This window comes from Corynebacterium sp. 212_CJEI (assembly GCF_001055915.1).
GTDB classification, from domain to species: domain Bacteria; phylum Actinomycetota; class Actinomycetes; order Mycobacteriales; family Mycobacteriaceae; genus Corynebacterium; species Corynebacterium jeikeium_D.
Genome location: NZ_JVPT01000078.1, coordinates 79,521 through 104,328, shown reverse-complemented (window position 1 = coordinate 104,328; position 24,808 = coordinate 79,521). Strand labels below are relative to the sequence as shown.

General features: G+C 58.3%; 15 protein-coding genes. 9 read left to right on the top strand and 6 right to left on the bottom strand.

What is annotated here, in order from left to right; translation table 11 throughout:
- Positions 1-16: 16 nt before the first annotated feature.
- On the bottom strand, positions 17-1,420 hold the full coding sequence (locus tag ADB02_RS10475) for an Abi family protein (protein WP_049191019.1): 1,404 nt from the start codon (positions 1,418-1,420) through the stop codon (positions 17-19).
- Between the two features lie 233 nt (positions 1,421-1,653).
- On the opposite strand from ADB02_RS10475, the gene ADB02_RS10470 reads away from it, so the two are divergent.
- From ADB02_RS10470 to ADB02_RS10435, 8 genes are all read left to right on the top strand, one after another.
- Positions 1,654-4,863 (top strand): type I restriction endonuclease subunit R, encoded by a 3,210-nt coding sequence (locus tag ADB02_RS10470; RefSeq protein WP_049191017.1) that lies wholly within the window; start codon positions 1,654-1,656, stop codon positions 4,861-4,863.
- Positions 4,864-5,146: 283 nt separating this feature from the next.
- The gene (locus ADB02_RS10465) at positions 5,147-6,382 is read left to right on the top strand and encodes an acetyl-CoA C-acetyltransferase (RefSeq protein WP_048734356.1); all 1,236 of its coding nucleotides are present in this window, start codon (positions 5,147-5,149) and stop codon (positions 6,380-6,382) included.
- 74 nt (positions 6,383-6,456) lie between these two features.
- Entirely contained in the window at positions 6,457-8,688 is a 2,232-nt protein-coding gene (locus tag ADB02_RS10460; protein WP_049191015.1) for a 3-hydroxyacyl-CoA dehydrogenase NAD-binding domain-containing protein, read from the top strand.
- A gap of 141 nt (positions 8,689-8,829) precedes the next feature.
- Entirely contained in the window at positions 8,830-10,446 is a 1,617-nt protein-coding gene (locus tag ADB02_RS10455) for a protein adenylyltransferase SelO family protein (protein WP_049191014.1), read from the top strand.
- A 499-nt stretch (positions 10,447-10,945) separates the two neighbouring features.
- On the top strand, positions 10,946-12,691 hold the full coding sequence (locus ADB02_RS10450; RefSeq protein WP_049191012.1) for a peptide ABC transporter substrate-binding protein: 1,746 nt from the start codon (positions 10,946-10,948) through the stop codon (positions 12,689-12,691).
- Between the two features lie 4 nt (positions 12,692-12,695).
- The gene (locus ADB02_RS10445) at positions 12,696-13,622 is read left to right on the top strand and encodes an ABC transporter permease (RefSeq protein WP_016421610.1); all 927 of its coding nucleotides are present in this window, start codon (positions 12,696-12,698) and stop codon (positions 13,620-13,622) included.
- The gene (locus ADB02_RS10440; protein ID WP_049191009.1) at positions 13,615-14,595 is read left to right on the top strand and encodes an ABC transporter permease; all 981 of its coding nucleotides are present in this window, start codon (positions 13,615-13,617) and stop codon (positions 14,593-14,595) included. Before ADB02_RS10445 ends, ADB02_RS10440 begins: the two co-directional genes overlap by 8 nt.
- Positions 14,592-16,274: a dipeptide ABC transporter ATP-binding protein gene (locus ADB02_RS10435; RefSeq protein WP_049191005.1), complete on the top strand. Its 1,683-nt coding sequence runs from the start codon at positions 14,592-14,594 to the stop codon at positions 16,272-16,274. Before ADB02_RS10440 ends, ADB02_RS10435 begins: the two co-directional genes overlap by 4 nt.
- Before the next feature lie 201 nt (positions 16,275-16,475).
- On the opposite strand, the gene ADB02_RS10430 is transcribed toward ADB02_RS10435, so the two are convergent.
- Together ADB02_RS10430 and ADB02_RS10425 are read right to left on the bottom strand one after the other, a co-directional pair.
- Positions 16,476-17,147: a YdhK family protein gene (locus tag ADB02_RS10430; protein ID WP_172954625.1), complete on the bottom strand. Its 672-nt coding sequence runs from the start codon at positions 17,145-17,147 to the stop codon at positions 16,476-16,478.
- A gap of 76 nt (positions 17,148-17,223) precedes the next feature.
- Positions 17,224-18,708 (bottom strand): YeeE/YedE thiosulfate transporter family protein, encoded by a 1,485-nt coding sequence (locus tag ADB02_RS10425; RefSeq protein ID WP_049191002.1) that lies wholly within the window; start codon positions 18,706-18,708, stop codon positions 17,224-17,226.
- Between the two features lie 202 nt (positions 18,709-18,910).
- Here ADB02_RS10425 and ADB02_RS10420 point away from each other — a divergent pair, with 202 nt between their 5' ends.
- On the top strand, positions 18,911-19,924 hold the full coding sequence (locus ADB02_RS10420) for a hypothetical protein (protein ID WP_224784016.1): 1,014 nt from the start codon (positions 18,911-18,913) through the stop codon (positions 19,922-19,924).
- On the opposite strand, the gene ADB02_RS10415 is transcribed toward ADB02_RS10420, so the two are convergent.
- The 3 genes from ADB02_RS10415 to betT all read right to left on the bottom strand — a co-directional run bounded on the left by ADB02_RS10415 (position 19,911) and on the right by betT (position 24,571).
- On the bottom strand, positions 19,911-20,678 hold the full coding sequence (locus tag ADB02_RS10415; RefSeq protein WP_053087292.1) for a CDP-alcohol phosphatidyltransferase family protein: 768 nt from the start codon (positions 20,676-20,678) through the stop codon (positions 19,911-19,913). The two genes, ADB02_RS10420 and ADB02_RS10415, sit on opposite strands and share 14 nt — an antisense overlap.
- Before the next feature lie 143 nt (positions 20,679-20,821).
- Positions 20,822-22,390 carry an aldehyde dehydrogenase family protein gene (locus ADB02_RS10410; protein WP_049191000.1) on the bottom strand — a complete coding sequence of 523 codons (1,569 nt, stop codon included), beginning with the start codon at positions 22,388-22,390 and terminating at the stop codon, positions 20,822-20,824.
- A complete protein-coding gene (gene betT / locus ADB02_RS10405) occupies positions 22,391-24,571 on the bottom strand; it encodes a choline BCCT transporter BetT (protein WP_049190998.1) in 2,181 nt (726 codons plus the stop codon). It lies immediately after the preceding gene.
- Positions 24,572-24,808 lie beyond the last annotated feature (237 nt).

The following is a 24,808-nucleotide window of genomic DNA, read 5'->3' as shown; positions in this document are numbered from 1 at the left end:
CATTAGCAAAGCCAAATTAAAGGGATAATAAGGATGACACATACCGTTCGGCAGCATCCTTAACGCCTTTAGGGTTCTTATCTATTTCCTGAATAGGCGCATCGGAGAAACCATTTTTCTCATTTACCCCAAGCCACCAATCGTGCATGAACTTGTCAGAATTTAAATCTTTCCACTCTTTAGCGTATTTACACAAGACTTCATTAACATCCGCCACGCTTTCATTGACGAAGTTAAATGTCTCTTCGAACTGGAATTTAGGATAGTATCTCACTTCACCGATTAGATACGAGAAAATTGCCCCCTTCCCACGCAGGTATTTAAGGAAGTCTTTCCTTCCCCTCTCATTTCTCTCAGGAGAAAACAACTTCACCAACTGAGATTGCCTTATGCAATCTATGTCTGTTACACGGTCAACCAAGTCAGAAATCTCTGTGTTTTGGCGATACTCACCTGACCATATAGGCGACTCTTCCCACCCTTCAGGAAATCCCATATCTCCAATATTGACATGATTTAGCTCCGTGAATGATTTTATTAGAGCAATAATTTCCTTTGCCCATGCAGTAGATGGATCAATTCGACATAACAGGAAGTGTATTGCCACTATCGTTTTATAGAGTTTGTGCGGCAATTTATTAAAATCAGGTAGGTACGGATCGGAAATCTTCGGAGTAGAAAGTGATGTATCAAATACCCGGTTCCAGATCCGTGAATAATGCGCACAGCAGTTTCGAACATACCGAAGATGATTTATCCAATTGGCTAGCGAAGGATAATCACCCTTGCCTCTTTCGCTCACCAAACCAGCTCTCATTGCAATAAGAGAGCAATCCTCTTCGGGAAGTTGTGGAAAAAGTCGACTGAGATTCCCAAACGACATAATCTCAGTCGCCGCCCATACAGGCAAATGCGGACCATACTTCTTTCTAAAATGACTGACAAAATCCCCCTGACTTCTTTTCTCTTCACGGGTATAGTCAGCCAACCACTCCGCATGATATGACATCCTGATAGAAGTAGGCGCTGCAGTCCAAACCGTTCTTTCTCTCCTAAGCATAGTCGGCAATCGATGGGCGAAGGGGTCATGGGCCCCCAAGCGATTCCCTATTTGTCCCCTCATCCATATTTCGATTATTCGGAGCGCCTCAATTAATTTTTTTCTTACTTCGTCATCAAACTCATAAAGATTAATTATATCGGAGAACTTTACACCAGGATGGAACTCGCCGCCGTCCTTAAAATAATAAGCATATCCTGAGAATCGAAAATAGCTGCAATTTTGGAGGAATTTTTTTGCAGTTTCCATATCGTCAATTAACAATCCATGTGACGACAGCTTGGTTATCTGCGAATTTAAATCAAAAGACTTTTTCTTGTATTTGCTTTTACGATACGAGTTATACTGGTCAGTTTGCATAAAAAAAGAGTAGCCGCCTCTCTATACAGAAAGGTCGGCTACTCGTGATGTCATCAATTTAGCCGGGGACGGACATACCTTCAACTGCAACTACCCCCATGGGGGGTGTTTTTGGTGCCTCTCAAGACGTTTCCTCGTCACGCTTTGTTTGGTCTTTCTCGTTCGCCTGTAGGTTACTAGGTTAAGCACTCGCTTTCTTTATTGGCATCGACTCGATGGATAGGGCAGGCTGTATGAATCAGGACGGCGTCGGCAAGCGACGAGTAACCAAGTACGACCCAATTGCTGTCGGTGAGCAGAGCACGGTCGTCGCGGAATACCAGGCCGAGGAGCGCACCTCGGAGGACTACCAAACCGAGGCACAACTGGAGCAGGAACTCATCAACATCCTCCAGTCGCAGGCCTACGACTACCTGCCCATCCACAGCGAAGCAGACCTCGTTGCCAACCTGCGCCGTCAACTCGAAACTCTCAACCACGTCACGTTTAGCGACGCGGAATGGGAACGGTTCTATCGCACCTGCGTCACCAGCGCCAACGACGGAATCAAGGAAAAGACCCGTCGCATCCACGAAGACCACATTCAGGTTCTTACGCGTGACGACGGCACGAGCAAAAACATCCGACTGCTGGATAAAGCAAATGTCCATAACAACCAGCTGCAGGTCATTAACCAGTACGAGGTGGAAAAGGGCGAAGGCGGTGCGAAACACTCCAATCGTTATGACGTCACCATTCTGGTCAATGGCCTTCCCATGGTGCACATCGAGCTCAAGCGCCGTGGCGTAGATCTGCGTGAAGCCTTTAACCAGATCAGGCGCTACCAGCGCGACTCTTTCTGGTCTGGTGATGGTTTGTTCGATTATGTGCAGCTGTTCGTCATCAGCAACGGCACGCTGACAAAGTACTACTCCAACACCACCCGTGAACTACACATCAAAGAAACGGGAGGAAAAGGCCGCCCGGCGCGCGGTGCTAAGAGCTTTGAATTCACATCGTGGTGGGCTGACGCAAACAACAAACCCATCCGGGATCTTGTTGGCTTCACTAAGACATTTCTGTCCAAGCACTCGCTTCTCAATATTCTGACTAAGTTCTGCGTCTTCACTGCTGCGGAAGAACTACTGGTGATGCGCCCATACCAGATCGTCGCCGCTGAGAAGATTCTGCAACGAGTTGAGATTTCCAATAACTATCGTGAACGCCTTGGCACCACGGAGGCTGGCGGCTACATCTGGCACACAACCGGTTCGGGGAAAACCCTCACCTCATTCAAAGCCGCACAGCTGGCTAGCAAACTTTCGCATGTAGATAAGGTTCTCTTCGTCGTCGACCGTAAAGACCTCGACTACCAAACCATGCGTGAGTACGACCGCTTCCAAAAGGGCGCTGCGAACTCCAACACCTCGACCGCCGTGCTGAAGAAGCAGCTGGAAGACGACGACGCATCCATCATCATCACCACAATTCAGAAGCTGTCGAACTTCATCGCAGGCAACAAACACCACGATGTCTACGGCAAGCACGTGGTCATCATCTTCGACGAATGCCACCGCTCCCAATTCGGTGACATGCACACTGCCATCACGAAGGCGTTCAAGAAATACAACCTCTTCGGTTTCACCGGAACGCCCATCTTCGCCGACAACTCCACCAGCGGAACCAAAGCCAACCTCAAAACCACCGAGCAGGCTTTCGGCAAACGACTCCACTCCTACACCATCGTTGACGCCATCAACGATAAGAATGTCCTGCCCTTCCGGATTGACTACGTCAACACCATCTCGGTTGGAAGCGTTAAGGACAAGGAAGTCGCAGGCATCGACACCGAAGGCGCACTCCTGGCGGAGCCACGCCTGAAAAACGTCGTCGACTACACGCTCGAACACTTCGCTCAGAAAACAAAGCGGGAAACCTTCTACGAACACCGCGTTGTCGAGAACGTATCCGCCTCAGCAAAGGCCCGGCACCGCGGTCGGATTAAGGAAATAAAGAAAGAACAACGAGTTCGTGGCTTCAACGCTATCTTCGCCACCGCTTCTGTTGAGGCTGCCTACACTTACTACAACCTCTTCAAAGAAGCGCAAGTATCACTGCCAGAAGCAGAGCGCCTGAAGATTGCCATGATTTACTCATTCGCACCAAATGAGGCCGAAAAGGATGAGTCACCGACGATTCCGTCGTCAAGCGAAAAGAAAAGCGATGCGGCAGCTACTGCCGTGGCCGACGAGGCAGGCCTGCTCCGTGAAGAAGGCATGGAGCCCGAGCAGCTACCCAAGGTTGCGCGCGATTACCTGGAAGCGGCGATTGCCGACTACAACGGGTATTTCAAGACCAACTACGACACCTCCGCCGAGAAATTCCAGAACTACTACAAAGACCTCTCCCTGCGAATGAAGAACAGGGAAGTCGATATGACCATCGTGGTCAACATGTTCCTCACCGGATTCGACGCCACTACCTTGAACACGCTGTTCGTGGACAAGAACCTGAAATACCACGGGTTGATTCAGGCATTCTCGCGTACCAACCGAATCCTCAATTCCGTCAAGACGTACGGCAACATTGTCTGCTTCCGAGACCTCGAAGACGCCACAAATCAGGCGCTGCGGCTCTTCGGCGATACCAAGGCGCAAAGCGTGGTACTGCTTAAGCCCTACGCTGAGTACTTTGCCGAATATGCCAAGCTAGTGAAGCGACTGCTCCAGGAATACCCGCTGGATAAGGTCATTGTTGGCGAGAAGGCGAAGAAGGAGTTCATCAAGCTCTTCGGCGCGATTCTGCGTGTCCAAAACATCCTGACTTCCTTCGACCAATTCGCTGTTGACGCGCTGTTGACGCCGCGCCAGGAGCAGGATTACCGCAGTATCTACCTCGACCTTTTTGCGGAATTCCGTACTGAAAGCGACGGGGACCGGGAGTCCATCAATGACGATGTCGTCTTCGAGATGGAGCTAATCAAGCAGGTCGAGATCAATGTCGACTACATTCTCATGCTCGTCGAGCAATACCGTGAAACCCACGGCAGCGACGAGAGAGAAGAAATTCGTGCCCAGATTTCTCGTGCTGCAAACTCCAGCCCATCGCTGCGGAACAAGCGCGACCTGATTGAAGAGTTCGTCAGCACCGTGAGCCTGACACAGCCCGTTGATGAGCAGTGGGAGGAGTTCATCAGGACCAAACGCACGGAAGAACTCAATGCGATCATCACGGAAGAAAGACTGCGGATGCCCACTGCGCAATCTTTCATTGAAGAGGCGCTGACCACCGGCATTGTCAGCACGCTTGGCACCGGAATTGTTCGAGTTCTTCCACCAATGTCGCGGTTTACCCCAGGTAATGAGCGTGAAAAGGTCAAGACGCGGGTGCTGCAGCGCATCCAGGCCTTTGTCGAACGCTATCAGAACTTGGGGTTCGCCGAGGATGATGGAGAGGCGGCATGATGGTTGCGGGCGGACGTTTGCGAGGGCTGGAGGGGCTGACGGAGTGGCAGCTGGGCGGGCGTAACGGTTAGGCCTTCACATAGCAGACCGTTACCGCCTCACTTCCGCGACTCCACGCCCCAAACTACTTATGTAATTACCCCCGGTTTCTCCCATAACCGCAGGTAGACAGGTGCGACGAGCTAACTTTCTCCCCAGTACCCCTCAAATTACCCCCGGCAATCCGGCATTCGTTATAGAGTGACGCACGACACTTTACGACGAATCTGTGAGGTAAAAACACATGACTTCCGCCACCATTCAGCCGGGCGGCGAGGCCTTCATCTACGAGGCAATTCGCACCCCGCGCGGCAAGGGCAAGAAGGACGGCTCCCTCCACGAGGTACGCCCGGTATCACTTCTCGTCGGCCTCATCGACGAAATTCGCAACCGCTTCCCGGAGCTGGATGAAGAACGCATCAGCGACCTCATCGTTGGCTGCGTCAGCCCGGTCGGCGACCAGGGTGCGGACATTGCCCGCACCGCAGCACTCACCGCAGGTCTGCCGTACCGCACCGGCGGTGTCCAGATCAACCGCTTCTGCGCTTCGGGCCTCTCAGCCATCAACTTGGCTGCTCAGAAGGTCCGCTCCGGCATGGACGAGCTCGTCCTCGCCGGTGGCGTCGAGTCCATGTCCCGCGTGCCAATGATGTCCGACGGCGGCGCAATGGCAATGGATGCACAGGTCTCGTTCGCAACTGACTTCGTCCCGCAGGGTATCTCCGCTGACCTGATTGCATCACTTGACGGCTTTGACCGCGAGTCCCTCGACGAAATGGCAGCACTCTCCCACGCCCGTGCCGCAAAGGCATGGTCCGAGGGCCGCTTCGACCGCTCCGTTGTCCCAGTCAAGGACGCTAACGGTCTGACCATCCTCGACCGCGATGAGACCATCCGCGAAGGCGTCTCCGCAGAGTCCCTCTCCGGCCTGCGCGCAGCCTTCACCATGATGGGTGAGCAGGGTGGCTTCGACGCAGTTGCACTGAAGAAGTACCCGCAGCTCGAGCGCATCAACCACGTCCACCACGCAGGTAACTCCTCCGGCATCGTCGACGGCGCTGCATTGACCCTGGTTGGTTCTGAGAAGGCCGGCGCAGACATGGGTCTGACCCCACGCGCACGCGTTGTCGCCACCGCCGTCAATGGTGTCGAGCCGACCATCATGCTCACCGGTATCGAGCCGGCTGTCCGCGAGGCACTGGCCAAGGCCAACCTGACCGTCGACGATATCGACGTCTGGGAAATCAACGAGGCGTTTGCCGCCGTCGTCAAGCATGCCCAGCAGAACCTGGGCATCGACTACGACAAGCTCAACATCAACGGTGGCGCAATGGCCATGGGTCACCCGCTGGGTGCAACCGGTGCCATGATCACCGGCGCCGCAATCGACGAGCTGCACCGCACCGGTGGCCGTTACGCTCTCATCTCGCTCTGCGTGGCTGGCGGCATGGGTGTTGCAACCATCATCGAGCGCGTCTAAAGCAAACCGGAACGAAACTCACAGCGACAATTACCGCGGTCACACCGCGATAACCACAAAGGACTGACTGATTTATGAGCACAGATAACATGTTCCGGTGGGATCAGGACGACGCCGGAATCGTCACCCTCACCATGGATGACCCGAATGCGCCGGTCAACACCATGAACAAGACTTTCCAGGACGACATCCGCGCCACCGTGGAGCGCCTGGAAAACGAAATTGGCGACGGCTCTGAGACCTCCATCAAAGGCATCATCATCACCTCTGCGAAGAAGACTTTCTTCGCAGGTGGCGACATCAAGCAGATGTCCAAGGCCACTGAAGACGATGCAGCTGACATGTTCAACATGGTCGAGGATATGAAGGCCTCTCTGCGTCGCCTGGAGAAGCTCCCGGTGCCGATTGTTGCCGCCATCAACGGCGCAGCATTGGGCGGCGGCCTCGAGGTCGCGCTGGCTGCTAACCACCGCGTTGCTGCCGATGCCCACGGTTCCAAGATTGGCCTGCCAGAGGTCACCCTCGGCCTCCTGCCGGGCGGCGGCGGTGTCTCCCGCGTCGTTCGCATGCTGGGCATTCAGGACGCGCTGATGAAGGTCATTCTGACCGGCGCGCAGATGAACCCGGGCAAGGCCCTCGCAGCTGGCCTCGTTGACGAGGTTGTTGCCCCGGAGAAGCTCATTGACACTGCTCGCGCATGGCTGACCAGCGAAGATGCCAAGGCCGCACAGCCGTGGGATGAGAAGGGCTTCAAGATTCCGGGTGGCGACCCGAAGACTCCTAAGTTCGCAATGAACCTGCCGTCCTTCCCGGCAAACCTGACCAAGCAGCTCAAGGGCTCCCCGATGAAGGCTCCGCGCCTTGCGATGCAGGCTGCCATCGAGGGCTCTCAAGTCGACATCGACACCGCACTGCGTGTCGAGTCCCGCTACTTCACCGAGCTGGTCACCGGCACTCAGTCGAAGAACATGATGCAGGCGTTCTTCTTCGACCTCAATCACGCTCAGGGCGGCGGCTCCCGTCCGCTGCAGGCTGACGGCACCCCGTACCCGAAGCGTGAGTTTAAGAAGGTGGCCGTTGTTGGCGCCGGCATGATGGGCGCAGGTATCGCCTACGTGTGTGCAAAGGCTGGCATGGAAGTTGTCCTGAAGGACATTTCCCTGGAGAACGCCGAGCGCGGCAAGTCCTACTCCGAGGGCCTGGAGGCGAAGGCTCTCAAGCGCGGTCGCACCACTGAGGAGAAGTCCGCAGCACTGCTGAACCGCATCAAGCCGACCGAGTCCTACGACGACCTGGCCGACGTCGACCTGGTCATTGAGGCCGTCTTCGAGAACACCGACCTCAAGCACAAGGTTCACGCCGAGATCGAGGCCGCAGTTCCGGAGACCTGCATCCTGGGCTCCAACACCTCCACCCTGCCGATTACCGAGCTGGCTTCCCACGTCAAGCGTGAGAAGGACTTCATCGGCCTGCACTTCTTCTCCCCGGTGGACAAGATGCAGCTGATTGAGATCATCTCCGGCGACAACACCGACCCGGCAATCCTCGCCGCTTCGCTGGACTTCGCTGTTGCAATCCGCAAGATCCCGATTGTTGTCACCGACTCCCGCGGTTTCTACACCTCCCGCGTCATCGGCACCGTCATCAACGAGGCCCTGCGCATGGTCGCTGAGGGCTACGACCCGGCCATCATCGAGGCCGCTGGTCGCCAGGCTGGTTACCCGGCACCGCAGCTCCAGCTTGCCGACGAGCTGAACCTCAAACTCATGGAGAAGATCGCTGGCGAGACCCGCGCTGCCGCCGAGGCTGCAGGCCAGACCCTGGACGAGGGCGGCGTACCGGCTCTGGTCGAGGCCATGCTGCACAAGTTCGAGCGCCCGGGCAAGCTCGAGGGCAAGGGCTTTTACGAGTACGTCGACGGCAAGCGCTCCGGTCTCTGGCCGGGCCTGTTCAACGAGCTCCGCGAAGAGCTGAACATCACCCCGATCGCTCCGGAGGACACCGACCTGCAGGAGCTGGTTGACCGCATGCTCTTCATCGAGGCCATCGAGACTCAGAAGTGCGTCGACGAGGGCGTTCTGCTTCACGACGCCGACGGCAACATCGGCTCCATCTTCGGTATCGGCTACCCGGCCTGGACCGGTGGTACTCGCCAGTTCATTAAGAACTACGACGGCGCCACTGTTGTCGACCCGGCCGCAGCTCACCCGGAGCGCCGCGGTGTCGCAGGCTTCGTCGAGCGCGCCGAAGAGCTGGCCGCTAAGCACGGCGAGCGCTTCAACGCTCCGGAGTCCCTGAAGAAGTAGGGCTACCCCGAGCGCACCCCGGTTGCTGGAATTGTTCCAGCAACCGGGGTTTTCCGCCTTCGAGGCCACGTCAACGTACGTAGCACCGCTGAACGCACCAGCGCGCCAACCCCAATTCGGCCTACCCGTTAAACTGCGCACATGGCTAGAAACGTCGCTGATCTGCCCACCGCACTGCCTGAACTCGCTATCGACCAGCAGGGGTTTGACGCCCCATCGCCGCAGCTGGTCATGCTTAACGACGAGCTCGCGACCCAACTCGGCCTCTCCCCACAGTGGCTCCGGTCAGACGCTGGCCTGAAGTTCCTCACTGGCCGCGGAGTCGGCAAGGAAACCGATACCCCACCCGGCGCATACACCACCCCGATGGCCACGGCCTATGCCGGCCACCAGTTCGGCAATTTCGCAGGCCTACTCGGTGATGGTCGCGCGCTCTTGCTTGCCACAGTTGAGGCTGAACCGGGGCTGACTGGGCTGCACTGTCCGCCTAACCAGCCCGACTGCCCCAAAGAGACAACCCACAGCGACAACACCCAGGCCTACGAGATTCAGGCGAAAGGCACCGGCCCCACGCCCTTCTCCCGTGGCGGTGACGGCAAAGCCACGCTGACCTCCGCCCTGCGGGAGTACCTCATCAGCGAAGCCATGTATGCACTCGGCATCCCCACCACCCGCGCGCTGGCGGTCATCAAAACTGGCGAAGAGATTTACCGCGGCTCGCAAACCCCATTCGACAACACCGACCCCACCACCGAACTTCAACCGGGTGGCATCGTCGTGCGCGTAGCATCCAGCCACCTGCGAGTTGGCACGTTCGAGCTGGTCGCTCGCTCCGGAACGGACACCGGAATCATGGATCGGCTCATCGAGTTCGCCGCGCAGCGGCACGTCTACGAAGGTTCGGCGGAGTCGGTTCTCCGGGACGTCGTCAAGCGGCAAGCCAATCTCGTTGCGGCGTGGTTGGCCTGCGGTTTTGTTCACGGCGTGATGAACACCGACAATGCCAGCATCGCGGGCGAGACCATCGACTTTGGGCCGTGTGCGTTTCTGGATGCGCACGATCCGCGGGCGGTGTTTAGCAGCATTGATCGAGGCGGTCGATACGCGTTCGGCGCGCAGCCGACGATTGCCGGGTGGAACATGTCGAAGCTTGCGGAGACTTTGCTACCGCATTTCGCAGGCACCCCGGAGGAAGCCCTCGCACGCGCCCGCGACCTCCTGGGCGAATTCGCCGACGAGTTCACCGATGCGCTCAGCCGCAGGTGGCTGCCCAAGTTGGGGATTCTCCCCTCGCTTTACGACGACCCGCTGGCCACCCCCTTGGTACAGCAGTGGCAGGCGTTGCTGGCGAAGTTTGGGCTCGACCACACGAATGCTCATCGGGCGCTGATTGAGGTTCTTGCCAGCGATGATGGGCAGGATTTCACTGCGCTGACCGCGCTGACCAGACTGACCGCTGATCCTGCGTTCCCCGCCGCCGCGGCTGAGTGGGGACAGTTGTGGAAGCAGACGCGGGAAGAGCTGGGAATCGACCAGACGACGGCCCTGACACTTATGGAGGAAACGAATCCGCTGTATATTCCGCGAAACCACCTGGTCACGGAAGCGTTAGCGGCGGCAGGGGCGGGGGATCTGACCGACTACCGGCACCTGCTGGAGGCGGTAACCAACCCCTTTGAGTCGCAAGACGTCCCAGCGGGGTTCACGGAGCCGGCACCGCGGGAGTTGGGTGCTTTCCACTCGTACTGCGGGACTTAATGCGCTGTCTCTCCGCCTCCTTCAAAGTCCACTTCCTCTTCCAAAACCCACTTCACGACACGGGTGTCACCTCGTGCCAACTGTGGAGGTGGCATGAGGTGACATAGCTGTCGTGAAGTCGCGGATGGGGCCCGCGGACGGGCCCAACGCGGGTAGGGCCCTGACTGAGTGCCAGCGGCGCGGAGAACCAAAGGGCAACCCCTGCGGGGGTGCCAGAATGTTACAACGTTGCACCACTGCACAGGATTAACTCCCCAATCGAGGGTAAAAGACACCGTCAAATAAGGGATGATTCGCCTGATTAATACTCATATGTTTTTTGGACTTGTATGGTTAGAGACTGTATTGAACGGTCGTATCCAAACCTTAGAGTCCACCACACCCAAGTTGTCACCACCACCATTGCTTATGCAGGTGGGAGGTGGGTATCTAAGTCATTTGGAGTGAGCCGATCGCCAAATTCATATCGCCTATCTGGCAGAATCTAGAAAGGCTCGCGATGCATAGACCCGTTGCCTCCGGCCCCTTCCACACCCGGCAGAAACTCCGGCGGAAGCTCCGACAGCGAGAGAAGTCCCGTGCCACAAAACTGCACGCAACAACGCTCAGCGGAAAAGGAAAGTTCACGCTGCATGTCCGCCAGATCCTGGCGGCTTTGCTGGTAATCGCCTTGCCAGGAAGCGCGCTCGCTGCCTGCAGCACTGACCAGCAACAGGTCGGCGCGGGGTTCATTGTGGTCCAGAACTCGGAACCGCAGTCGCCGCTGTACACCACTGACACCAATGAAACCGGTGGTGGCGATATCCTCCGCATGCTCTACTCGGGTCTGGTGCGCTACGACACCGACGGCTCGATGATCCTGGATCATGCGGCAGAAATTAAGCCCAACGAGGACTCGACCCATTTCGACATCACGCTGAAACCGGGCTGGACCTTCCACAACGGCGAACCAGTCACCGCGCAGAGCTACATCGATGCCTGGAATTACGCTGCCTACGGACCGAACCTGCAGAAGCAGCAGTCCTTCTTCGCCAACGTGCAGGGTTTTGATGCTGTTTCGGGAGAAAAGGCCACGGAGAAAACACTCTCCGGCCTGAAAAAGGTCGATGACCTGAGGTTCACCGTGGATCTGACCAACCCAGATTCTTCCTTCCCGCTCAGCCTCGGCTATGTCGCGTTTATGCCGCTGCCGAAGGCCGCGTTCGAAGACAAGAAGGCTTTCGGTGAACACCCAATCGGCAATGGACCGTACAAGATGGCCGAAGGCCGCGCTTGGCTGCACAACAACCAGCTAACTGTGGTTCGCAATGATGACTTCGCCGGTGAGCACAAGGCCCGTAACAACGGCCTGGTATACCGCTTCTACTCGGACGTGGACACCGCATATGCAGACCTCCAGGCCGGCCGCCTGGACACGCTGCCACGCACAATTCCACCAACGGCTCTCGCCAGCTTCCAAACCGACTTCCCCGACTCCAGCGCAAACGTCCCGACCTCCTCTTCGCAGTACTTCGCAATTCCGCGAAATCTGCCAGGTTTTTCGGGTGAAGAGGGCAAGCTTCGTCGTCAAGCGATTTCCATGGCGATTGACCGGAAACTAATCACTGAGAAGATTTTCTTCGACACCCGCACCCCGGCGCGCGAGTTCAGCTCGTTGACGCTCGGCGACCTTGACCCGAACGTACCTGGCCAAGAGGTGCTGGAATACAACCCGAAGAAGGCCCGCCAACTGTGGGCCGAAGCCAACAAAATTGCGCCGTTTACCGGCTCGTTCGACATCGCCTACAACGCCGACGGCGGACACCAGCAGTGGGTCGAAGCGGTGACCAACATGATTGGCGAGACCCTCGGCATCGATTCCCACGGCAAGGCCTACCCGACCTTCAAGCAGCTGCGCGATGAAATCTCCAACGAGACCATCACCAGCGGCTACCGCACTGGCTGGGCAGCTGACTACCCATCTGTGGCCAACTACATGATCCCGCAGTTCGTCACCGGTGGTTCCTCGAATGACAACCACTACTCCAATCCGGAGTTCGACAAGCTGATTCAGGAGGCGGCCTCGGCAAAGAGCGCAGACGATGCCAAGCCAATTTATGTCAAGGCTCAGTCTGTGCTGATGGAGGACCTGCCAGCGATTCCGCTGTGGTACCCCAATGCTTCGGTGGCGTGGAACCCGAAGCTGCGCAATGCCGTAGTGATGTGGGACGGCATCTTGGACTACCCGATGATTGAGAAGGACTAGCACCATGGGTTGGTATATCGGAAAGAGACTCCTGCAGATGGTGCCGGTATTCTTCGGTGCCACACTGCTGATTTATGCAATGGTCTTCGCCATGCCAGGCGACCCCATCGCTGCACTGGCTGGCGATAAGCAGCTGCCACCGGAGCAGGTCGCAGCACTGCGCGCCCACTACCACCTGGATGAGCCTTTCCTCGTCCAGTACTGGGAGTACCTCAAGGGCCTGTTCACCCTGGATATGGGCGAGACCTTCTCCGGTCGCTCGGTCGGCGAGGAAATCGCGCTGGCCTTCCCTATTACAATTCGCCTGGCTCTGATGGCCGTTGCCATTGAGGCCATTTTCGGTATCGGCCTCGGCGTTATTGCCGGTATGCGCAAGGGCGGCTTCTTCGACTCCACCGTTCTGGTGATGTCCCTGCTGGTTATCGCAACTCCGACCTTCGTGCTCGGCTTCGTGGCCCGCTACCTCTTCGGTGTGCGCTGGGAGATTGTCTCCCCCACCGTTGGTAGCGATGCCTCCTTTACCTCCCTGCTGCTGCCGGCATTCGTGCTGGGTCTCGTCTCGGTTGCTTATGTTCTGCGACTGACGCGTTCCGAGGTCTCGTCGGCACGCCATGCTGACTTCGTACGCACTGCCCGCGCCAAGGGCTTGCCAACCTCTGAAGTCACCCGCCGCCACATCTTGCGCAACTCGCTAATTCCCGTTGTGACCTTCATCGGCGCTGATCTCGCGGCTCTGATGGGCGGCGCAATTGTCACCGAGGGCATCTTCAACGTGCCAGGTATCGGTGGCCTGATCTTCCACGCCGTCCAGATTGGTGAAGCTCCCACCGTGGTCAGCATCGTGACCATCCTGGTGGTTATTTACATGTTCGCCAACTTGCTCATCGACTTGCTCTACGCAGTCCTGGATCCGAGGATTCGTTATGCCTAAGCCAGATTCGACGCAGTTAGATTCGACTCAGCCAGAAAAGCAGTCCAACGCCGCGCATACCGGCACCGCGCAGGCACCAAACCCGGCGACGAACCCCGACCACAAGCAGTTGCCGGATACCCCGCCACTGGGGCTCTGGGGTTCGGCCTGGCAGAACCTGCGTTACCGCCCACTGTTCTGGGTTTCCGCATTCATTATTTTGCTCTCCATCGCAGTGGCCGCATTCCCGTCGCTGTTCACCTCTGTGGACCCGACGGCGGCAAACCTGCGTGACTCGCTGGCCCCAGCCCGCGACGGCCACCCGATGGGCTTCACTCAGCAGGGCTACGACGTCTACGCCCGTGTCATCTACGGTGCCCGCGCCTCGGTCATCGTCGGCATCGGCGTCACCCTGGCCGTGACCGTGGTGGGCATCATCCTCGGTGCCATCGCTGGCTATCTCGGCGGTTGGGTCGACGCGGTGCTCTCCCGCATCACGGACATGTTCTTTGCCATCCCCCTGATTCTCGCCGGCATCGTGCTGATGCAGCTGTTTACCGAACGCACCATCTGGTCCGTGGTCTTCGTGCTCGCCGCTTTCGGCTGGCCGCAGATGGCGCGCGTGGTGCGCTCCTCGGTGATCTCAGTGAAAAACGAGGAATACGTCACCGCCTCCAAGGCGCTCGGTCTGTCCAGCACTGGCATTCTCTTCCGCCATGTGCTGCCGAACTGCCTCGCCCCTGTCATCGTCATGGCCACGACCTCACTGGGTATTTACATCGTCGCCGAGGCCACGCTGTCCTACTTGGGCATTGGCTTGCCGACGACCACCGTTTCCTGGGGCAACGACATCTCTGTCGCACAGCAGGTGCTCCGCCAGGCCCCGTCCAACCTGTTCTGGCCAGCACTCGCCCTGGCGATTACCGTTCTCGGCTTCATCCTCATGGGTGACGCTTTGAAGGATTCTCTCGACCCGAAGGAGCGTCGTCGATGAGCACCGACACCAATACTTCCGCAGCGCCCATTCTCACCTTGAAGGATGTCTGCATTGGCTTTCCGACGACCACAGCGTCCGGCCGCCGCAGTAAATCGTTGACCGATGTGGTGCATGACGTCGACCTGGAGGTTTTCCCCGGTGAGACGGTCGCCATTGTCGGCGAGTCCGGCTCGGGTAAGTCCACCACTGTCCACGCCGCGCTGGGGCTGTTGCCCGGTGATGGTGAAGTCACCGGTGGCACCATCACCTTCGATGGCCGTGACATCACACACCTGACCGACCGCGAGTTTGTTAGCATCCGTGGCAACGGCATCGGCCTGGTCCCCCAGGATCCGATGACCAATCTCAATCCGGTGTGGACCGTCGGTTCCCAGATTAAGGAGGCGCTGCGCGCTAACAACATCGCCACTGGCTCTGAGGCCCACAAAAAGTCGATTGAGCTGCTGGAACAGGCCGGCCTGCCGAATGCTAAAAAGCGCATCGACCAATATCCGCATGAGTTCTCCGGTGGTATGCGCCAGCGCGCACTTATCGCGATGGGCTTGGCCGCGCACCCAAAGCTACTGATTGCCGATGAGCCCACTTCCGCACTCGACGTGACCGTGGCGAAGAAGATCCTCGACCACCTCGACAAGCTCACTAGCGAACTCGGCACGTCCGTGGTGCTGATTACTCATGACCTCGGTTTGGCTGCCGAGCGCGCTGACCGACTCGTCGTTATGCAAGCAGGACGTGTCGTGGAGACCGGCCCTGCCCTGCAAGTTCTCACCCGCCCGCAGCATCCATACACCAAGCAGCTAATCGCGGCGGCTCCATCGCTGGCTGCCCGGCGCGGTGATCGCGTGGTGGCGGCGCCGACGACATCGGATGCGGACCAGAAGGAGATTCTGGTCGCGAAGAACTTGGTGCGCGACTTTGCCATCCGCGGCGACCGTCCGTGGCGCAAGGATTCCTTCCGCGCCGTCGATGACATCAGCTTTACGCTGCGTCGCGGTCGCACCATCGGAATCGTGGGCGAATCCGGTTCGGGCAAGTCCACTGTCGCCAACATGGCGCTGGGGCTGCTCGATCCGACCGAAGGCGAAGTGCTTTTCGACGGCAAACGCGTCCAGGGCCGGAGTCGTAAAGAGGAGCTGGAGCTGCGGCGTCGCATTCAGCCGATTTTCCAGAACCCGTATGCGACGCTGGACCCGATGCGCACGGTGCATTCCTCCATCGAGGAGCCGCTGCGGATTCACAAGATTGGCACCAAGAAGGAGCGTGAGCAGCGCGTATTCGAGCTTCTCGACCGCGTCGCACTTCCCGCGGAGATGGGGCGCCGCTTCCCCGGTGAGCTGTCGGGTGGTCAGCGTCAGCGTGTGGCGATTGCGCGTGCGCTGGCCCTGAACCCTGAGGTTGTGGTCTGTGACGAGGCAGTATCGGCCCTCGACGTGGTGGTGCAGGCTCAGGTGCTCGAACTACTCGCTGAGCTGCAGGAAGAGATGGATTTGGCCTACCTCTTTATTACGCACGACCTCGCTGTGGTGCGGCAGGTGGCTGATGAGGTCATCGTGATGGAGCACGGCAAGATGGTTGAACACCGTCCGACCGACGATCTCTTCGACCACCCGGAGAAGGAATACACCCAGCGGCTGCTGGACGCCATCCCAGGTGCGTCGTTGGATTTGGATCTGTAGCTGGGCAGTGGCCTGTTTCCCCAGGGCACTTCGCTCCGCCCCCCCTCTGGGCCACTTCACGACACAGGCGTCACCTCGTACCAGCTGTGGAGGCGGCATGAGGTGACATAGGTGTCGTGAAGTGGCTGGGCGATTTTGAGTCGGAGCGGATTGAGCGGGAGAAGAGAGAAAGCTATCCGGAAAGACCGTCCAGACAGCCTGCTAGTCCTCCGGAGCAAGCTCGCTTTCAGTAACCCACTTGTGGTTCTTCATGGTCATACCATCATCGTCAATGTCGACCATGTACACCGGCTCCTGGGTGGAGTAGTCAACAGTGCCCTTGGCCCCCTTCATGCCCGCCATATGCTCGGCGTTGATGGTGATCTCGGAGCCGTCGGCAAGCGGTGCTTCGCCTGGGTTCTCCAGCTCCTCATGAACGACCCAGCGGTGGTCCTTCACCGGCTCACTGCCATCGGTCGGGGTGTAGGAAACGGAGTAGGTAGTGGTGTTGAAAACACCAACAACCTTGCCTTCTGCACCCTTCATGCCCGGCATGTGATCGGCGAGAACCTGCACTTCACTGCCGACCGGGAACTTCGCGTTGTCCGCCGCAATCATTCCCTCTGGAGCCGGACCACCATCGGCCGGATGGTCATGGCCGGCCATCGCGTCATCACCATGGTCACCATGACCGCCATGCTCATCGGCATCGTCCATATCATCCATGTCGTCATGCCCCTCAGAGCTGGTGGCCGACACGGAAGAGCTGGTTTCGCTAACAGTGCTGCTTGCCTCAGTACTAGCCGAATCATCGGAGGAGCAACCGGCCAGCACAAGGACGCTGGCGGCACCCGCGGCTACGAGAGCATCTAGTGGTCGAATATTCTTTGCCATGGTTGAGCTCCTTTGTTGTTGATGTCAATCAATCTATGCCCTCACCCTAACAACGCTCCCCCAGCTTCACCAGGGCTTATCGCCCGCGGCGGACGGAAATCGTCCAGCCAGCTTCACCGGTCTGCTCAAAGTTGGTGACCTCGTGGCCATCCTTCGCAGCCCAGCGCGGAATCGCATCCGTGGCCTGGGTGCAGTCGAATGGGATCACCAGCTCCTCGCCGATCTCAATCTTGTTGATCGCGTCCTTGGCCTCGATCAGCGGGAATGGGCACACCGCGCCGACGGTGTCGAGCTCGTAACGCCCATCGCCCAGTGGCTTAAGCTTGCCGTCTTCTTGCTTTACGACGCTCCGGTCGAGCAACGCCACCGGCGCGACCGCAAAGGCACCCGCCAGCGGGGAGGCCTCGGTGCCAGCGGCACCGGCACCTTCGCTACCCGGCAGGGACACAGGAGAAGTAGCAGCCGAAGCGACCGGAGCAGTTGCCGATACCGCCGTGTCGTTGGTGGTGGAAGGGGTGCTCGGGACGTCGCTAAGCGAAGGCGCGGACGGCTTCAGCCAAAGCTTGGCGGCGATAGCGACACCTGCGGCGATGGACGCCAGCGCGAGCCAACCCTGGTAGCTGAACAGCGAAGTCTGGACCATGCCGTTGCCGACGGTGCAGCCGCCGGCCCACGCAGCGCCGACACCCATGAAGATGCCGCCGACGACGGAGCGAGCGCCCTGCGTAGCGTCCGGGACGCGGAGACGGAATTCACCGGAGGCCTTGGCCGCGATGAAGGAACCGACGAGGATGCCGAGGACGAGGAGGACGCCCCAGTCGAAACGCTCGGTGTCACCAGTGACAACGTAGTTAGCGAGGTTGGAGGACGGAGTGGTGATGCCGAGGCCATCGTTGCGGCCGGTAGCTGCGGACAGCGGCCATGCGATAACGCCAAGTACACCGACGATGGCGGCGGTGGCGTACACGTGCCAGGGCTTCTCAGCCAGGATGTGCGCGAGACCGGACTTACGCGGTGCCAGAGTTACCGGGCGCGGGCCGGAGAATTCTTCGCGCAGGAAGCGGACGGCGAAGTATGCCGTGACGGCGCTCAGCGCGATGACCAGTGGCCAAATGCTAATGCCGAGAGAGGCATGAATGCTGGTCAGGCCGACGGTGCGGTCCTTCAGGGAATTCTGCAGGCCGCCCAGGAAGCCAGTCTTCATAGCAGCAGCGGATAGGGCGTAAAAGACCAGTGCGATCCAAGAGCCGATCAGGCCCTCACCGGAGCGGTACCAGGTACCCGAGGCACAGCCACCGGCCAGGACGATACCCAGCCCGAAGATAACGCCACCGACGATAACGGCCACCGGTGCCAGTTCGTTGTATTCGGGAGTAATCACGCCGGCGCTGGTCAGTGCGGCCAGGCCGATGGCGTGGACGGAAATAACAATCAGCAAGGCGACGAAGCCGCGCCAGCTGCGCTGAGTGAAGATATCGCGCAGGAAACCGGTGACGCAGAAACGTCCTCGCTGCATAACAAAGCCGAGCACGGCGCCCAGCGCTAGTCCTGAGATGAGCATGAAAGTAGTTCTCCTAAGTTTTGTGGACAGACCTGTCTATCTGGTGTTTAGGAAACTACTTTATACGCAGAGAAAAGTCCAGGTTTATTGCGTTTTTGCAGGATAACCGCACCCCCCACTAGACAGACCGAACCGTATATAACACTGTCGTCCAGGAAGGATTCACCACTCCGAGTTCCACTTTGTGGCAGTGTGGAAAGTTGTGAGTGCAAAAAGTTTCGCGATGACCCCGGTACAGCGATTCCTTGTGCTGCGCTCCATAATCGATCTGCCTTTTACCCGGACATTCGCCATCGACGCGGAGCAGGTCGTCGAAATCTCCGGCGTCGCTCGACTCAGCGAGCTCAACGCCAAAAATGCCGTAATAATCGACAGCTTGCGTTCACTCGCCCACACCAACACACAGGACTTTTACGCCATCGATGATGCCGCCGAGGCGCTGGGCACCGCGCTTCGCATGGCAGTGTCTTCCAGGCAGCTACTGTGGCTCAGCTCGCTTCCCAAAAGCGACGTGGACAAGGTGCGCGCAATCCTCGGTGATGACTTGGTGCACGTGGTGGGCCCAGCACTGGCCGTCGACAAGCTCAACGACGACATCCTGGAGGTTCCCGACGCACTGAAGCGCCGTGGCGAACCGCTTGTTCCCATTGCACTCTCGCCGACTGCGCTAGTGCACGCGTGGGCACATGGCACGCATGAGCAGCAAAAAATGCTGGCGTACCTGCTCGAAGGCACCAACACATTGGTGATGGAGAGCAAAAATCTGCATGCGCTGCGCAAAGTCGGGGCGAACCTCATTGAGCGCAACCTGATCTGGCGGCTGCTCTACAACCCCAAGGTGCTCGCGTATCTGGTGGTGCTGATTTACTCATCTCTGCGCGCGCTACCAGTAGTTTTTGTCCCCGGCTTCCACGGCAATGTCTGGGTGCTCTGGACTATCGACATCATCACGGCAATCCCCTACACCTGGGGAATTGTGGAGATGTTCACCGGCAGCTCATTCTGGCGCCGAATGCTGGGACTGCTGGTCACACTGGTGACTTTTATCTCGCCGTATGTCTATTTCTGGTTCAACGGCCGCGACTATCCCGTGTGGGTCACCGCATTCGTCATCGCCATGATCGTGGGCGCCTTCGCCGTCGAATTCATCCGCTGGCTACGCGACCGCCTCATCCACACAATCCTGCACCAACTGCCCGCCGCTACCGGCCGGTAAACGAGCGACGCACACCACCGACAATCAGCCACGCACCGGCGGCAACGTTGACGGCCACCATCGCATGGCTCACCGTCAGGCTTAACGACGCCGCTTTCGTCACAATTGCGATAAGCAGGCCTGTCGTGACAATCCAGACAAACGTTGCAGCAATGTTGCCCACCTTGCCGCGTTGCACGCGGAACGGGTGCGTGTAGTGCAGCGGTACCAGCGTCATTGTGCTGAAGATAACGATTGCGGCGATACACACTGCCATCGGCGCATTCCACACCCATAGCAGGACTGCCACAATATTCCACGCCGCCGGGAAGCCCACAAAGTAGTAGTCCCCAGACTTGGCGGCTTCGTTGGCATAACAGAACATCGAGGAGACCAACACTACGATGGCCAGGAAAATCGCCAGCGGACGTGGCCCCAGCGGCAGGTACATAACCATGAACGCTGCAGGAATGGCCGTCCACGTGAGGTGGTCGACAATATTGTCCACCACCGCACCGTTAAACCAGGGCACGACTTCCTTGATGTGGTGCTTACGCGCCATGTTGCCATCGACACCGTCGACGACAAGCGCGATACCCAGCCAGAGCCACATCCATTCCGGCTTGCCGTCGAGAAGCGCCACTACCGCCAGCGTTGCCCACACCAAACCGGTCAGCGTGAACCCGTGAACCGCCCAGGCGATAGCATGCTGCCTCCGCGTGAAGGTCTGGGGAGCAGCAGAACTGGCAATGTCAGAGCTAGTAGAAGCGTTCACGGCAGATGTCCTTTAGAGAACAAATTGCGCACAACTGCAAACCTTTATCGCAGTTGTGCGCAGAGTCGATTTTTTTCAATCGGTGAGTATAACGGCTGATGGGTCGTTTTCCCGTATTTTTGCTCGGGCTTGTGCCGAGTTATTTAACGACGATCCTCGAACCAACCGGTAACAGCCGGCGCCGTGTTCTCGTAGACCAGCTTGGCTTCGGTGTACTCTTCCAGGCCGGTCGGGCCCAGCTCGCGGCCAATACCGGACTGGCCGAAGCCACCCCATTCGGCCTGTGGCAGGTAGGGGCCAAAGTCATTAATCCAGACGGTGCCGTGACGCAGCCCGCGGGAAACGCGCTCAGAAACCTCGCGGTTGGATGTCCACACCGCACCGGCCAGGCCATATTCGGTGTCGTTGCCAATCTCGATGGCCTCGTCAACCGTGGTGAAGGTCTCCACCGTCACCACCGGGCCAAAGGCTTCGTCGTGAACGCAGTCCATTTCGCGGGTGACCTGGTCAATCACGGTTGGGAGGTAGAAGTAGCCGTCGGCAAGCGAGGCGGAACCGTCAGCGGTGGCGCCGGTGGCAATCTCGCCGCCAACGCGCACGCGAGCGCCCTGTTCACGGGCCCGATCGACGTATGCCGCGACCTTATCCAGGTGCTGCTTCGAAATCAGCGCACCGGTCTCGGCCTTCTCGTCGAGCGGACCGCCGAGCTGGATGTGTCCGGCGCGCTCGACCAGATCGTCGACAAACTTCTCGGCGATGGACTCCTCCACAATCAAGCGAGCGCCCGCCGAGCACACCTGACCGGAGTGCAGGAACGCAGCATTGAGGGCATTGTCCAAAGCGGCTTCGTAATCGGCGTCGGCGAAGATGATGTTCGGGTTCTTGCCGCCGAGCTCAAGCGCGACCTTCTTCACAGACTTAGCCGCTTCACCAGCAATAATCTTGCCAGTGACAAGACCGCCAGTGAAGGAGACCATGTCCACCTTCGGATGCGAGGACAGCGGTGCGCCCGCTTCGGCACCGGCTCCGGTAATGAGGTTGGCAACGCCTGCCGGAACACCCAGATCATCGATGACGTGCATGAGCAGAATTGCTGTGTGCGGAGTCAGCTCCGCCGGCTTGAGCACAAAGGTATTGCCCGTGGCCAGCGCCGGTGCAACCTTCCATGCGGTCTGCAGCAGTGGGTAGTTCCACGGCGTAATCAGGCCACAGACACCAACAGGTTCACGCACAATACGCGCGACGACGGACGGGTCATCCGCATCCACGAGACGACCGGCATCATTGCCCGCGAGCTTCCCGAAGTACTCAAAGCAGGCAATGATGTCATCCATATCGGCTGCCGCCTCAGGCAGGCGCTTGCCGGTATCCATAGCCTCTGCCCAGGCAAATTCGTCCTTGCGCTGCCTGATGGCAGCTCCGATATCGAGTACCAACTTGCTGCGCTCAGCTGTGCTCCAGGATGCCCAGGAACCTTCTCCGGTACGTCGGAAAGCAGCGTCGGCGGCGGCGATGGCGCGCTCGGTGTCGGTTGCGTCTGCTTCTGCGACCTCGGCGATGAAAGAGCCGTCGGCCGGGCACTCGATGGTGCGAGTATTGCCAGCGGCTGCAGCGGACCAGGTGCCGTTGATAAACAGCGTGGCGGCCCCTTCGTGAGATTTGGCGGTCTCGGTTGCGAGAGCCTTATCAGTAGTGGAAGGCTTAAAGGTCATTTAGGAATCCTCCTTGGCGTAGTCATCAGACCATTCGCGGACAGGTTCGGCATTATCGGACAGATCTGAGGTGCCCGGGAGATCAGACTGCATATGCAGGAACTCTAAGTGCCGTTCGTAGAGGTCGAGGACGTCGGAAATCAGCTGCTCTTGGGTGTAGCCATAGACGTCGTAGCCGAGCGAGCCGGTAAGCGTGAAGACCTCGAGACGGTAGTAGTAAATATCAGCATCACTGTCCAGGTGTACCAGGCCAGCGAAAGACGGCGTCAAGTGTTCAACCGGATAGACCTGGTAGCGGAAGCTCATCTCCTCGCCGAAACCGACCTGCAGGTCAATCTGGTCGATGCCAACTTCTTCTGCTGGTTCACGGTGCAGCGTCACTTCGCCGCCACGATCCCTGATAGCTTCTGCCACCTGTTCAAGCGCGGGCTGTACCACTCGGTCGAGGTAGCGCATGACTGGCTTCTTGCCCGGGAAGGACATGGAGCGGGCAAGTCGCTTACGCCAGTCGCCCTGTTCGCCATCTACGGCGCGGCCCGACATCGCCCCATGGAGGGCTCGACGTGTCGAATCCTGTTGCAGCAGCTCCAGTCGCAGCGACTTAAAGAGGCCATACATCACCAGATAGATGACAAAGGCGAACGGCAGGCCCATCACAATCGTCGCGGACTGCAGTGTCGGAATACCGCCGACGTAGAGCATCGCGATGGTCAGCACACCGACCACGACAGCCCAGAAAATACGGGTCCACTTCTTACCGTCCTGCTGTGTGTCGGTGATCTTCGAAGTGAAGTTACTCATCACCAGTGCTGCCGAGTCAGCCGAGGTGATGTAGAGCAGCAGACCGATCAGGGAGGCGACTGCCGCCACCAACATCGGTGCCGGGTACTGCTCTAGCAGAAGGTAGAAGGCGCGCTCCGGGTAATCCAATGCAGTCTGCCCAAACTCCGAATCGCCACCGATAACCAGGTCCAGAGCCGAGTTACCGAACACCGATACCCACATCAGAACGAAGAGGAATGGAATGGTCAGCGTGCCGACGACAAACTGACGCAGACTACGGCCACGGGAAATGCGAGCCAGGAACAAACCGACGAACGGTGCCCAGGCCACCCACCAAGCCCAGAAGAACAGGGTCCAGGAGTTCAACCATTCCTGCGCTCCGGAGAACGCGTAGGTATCCATAGTCATGGACGGGAACTTCGAGACGTACTCACCGACGTTCATCACCAGTGCGTCAAACAGGAACGCGGTGCGGCCGGTAACCAGGATGTAGAGCATCAAGCAGATGGCCAGGCCAACGTTGAGCTCCGAGAGACGACGAATTCCCTTGTCGACACCGGAAACTGCGGAGGCGATAGCCACCGATACGGCCACGACGATTAGAGCGATCTGCCAGGACGTACTCTCATCCACCCCGAACAGCACACGCAGGCCGTAATTCAGCTGGACGACGCCGATACCCAGCGAGGTTGCGACACCGAAAACGGTACCCAGCATCGCCGCGATTTCGACCGCTTCACCAGCGGGGCCGTGGATGCGCTTGCCGATAATCGGATAGAGCGCCGAACGAATGGTCAGCGGCATGTTCAGGCGATACGCGAAGTAGCCGAATGCCATACCCATCAGGGCGTAGAGTGCCCAACCGGTCACGCCATAGTGGAAGAGCGTGAACACCACTGCCTGACGTGCAGCTTCGATGGTCTCCGCGTCTCCGGTCGGCGGGCCATAAAACTGTGCCACCGGCTCCGCTACCGAGAAGAAGAGCAGGTCAATGCCGATACCCGCCGCAAAGAGCATAGAGGCCCAGGAGAACAGACCAAACTGAGGCTTGGCGTGATCGGGGCCGAGCTTAATCTGTCCCGTTCGCGAGATAGCGACGTAGAGCATGAAGAGCACTGCCACCGTCGCGGTCACAATATAGAACCAGCCGAAGTTCTTCGATACCCAGGCGACAATGCCAGCTAGGGTGTCCGCTGCATTGTCCGGGGCAAAAATAGCCCACAGGGCAATGGCAAGAATGCCAACACCTGAAATAATAAATACAGGCCAGTTGACCTCAGGCTCGGAGGTCACACTCGCTTGCGCTTGTTGTGGAGGGGCCGACTGCGATCGCTGCATTCCTTGCGACGATCCAGATTTTTCCTCCGTTACCTTCTCAGTTGGCGGAGTATCAGACATAGGAAAATCCTTCAGATTCGGGAACTAACCCAGCATACCTAGTTTGAATAATCCCTCAAGTTTAAGAATCGATTCAGAAGAATTCTCCACCCCAACATCAACATCTTCACCTGCATATTTATCCAGTTTTCAAGGCGTTTAAAATCATTCCAACTGGAATTGAATACCAATTGTGTGGCATTCTATATAGGTGAAGGGGATTTGAGATACGCCTCCGGCCACTTATTCCAATATCAA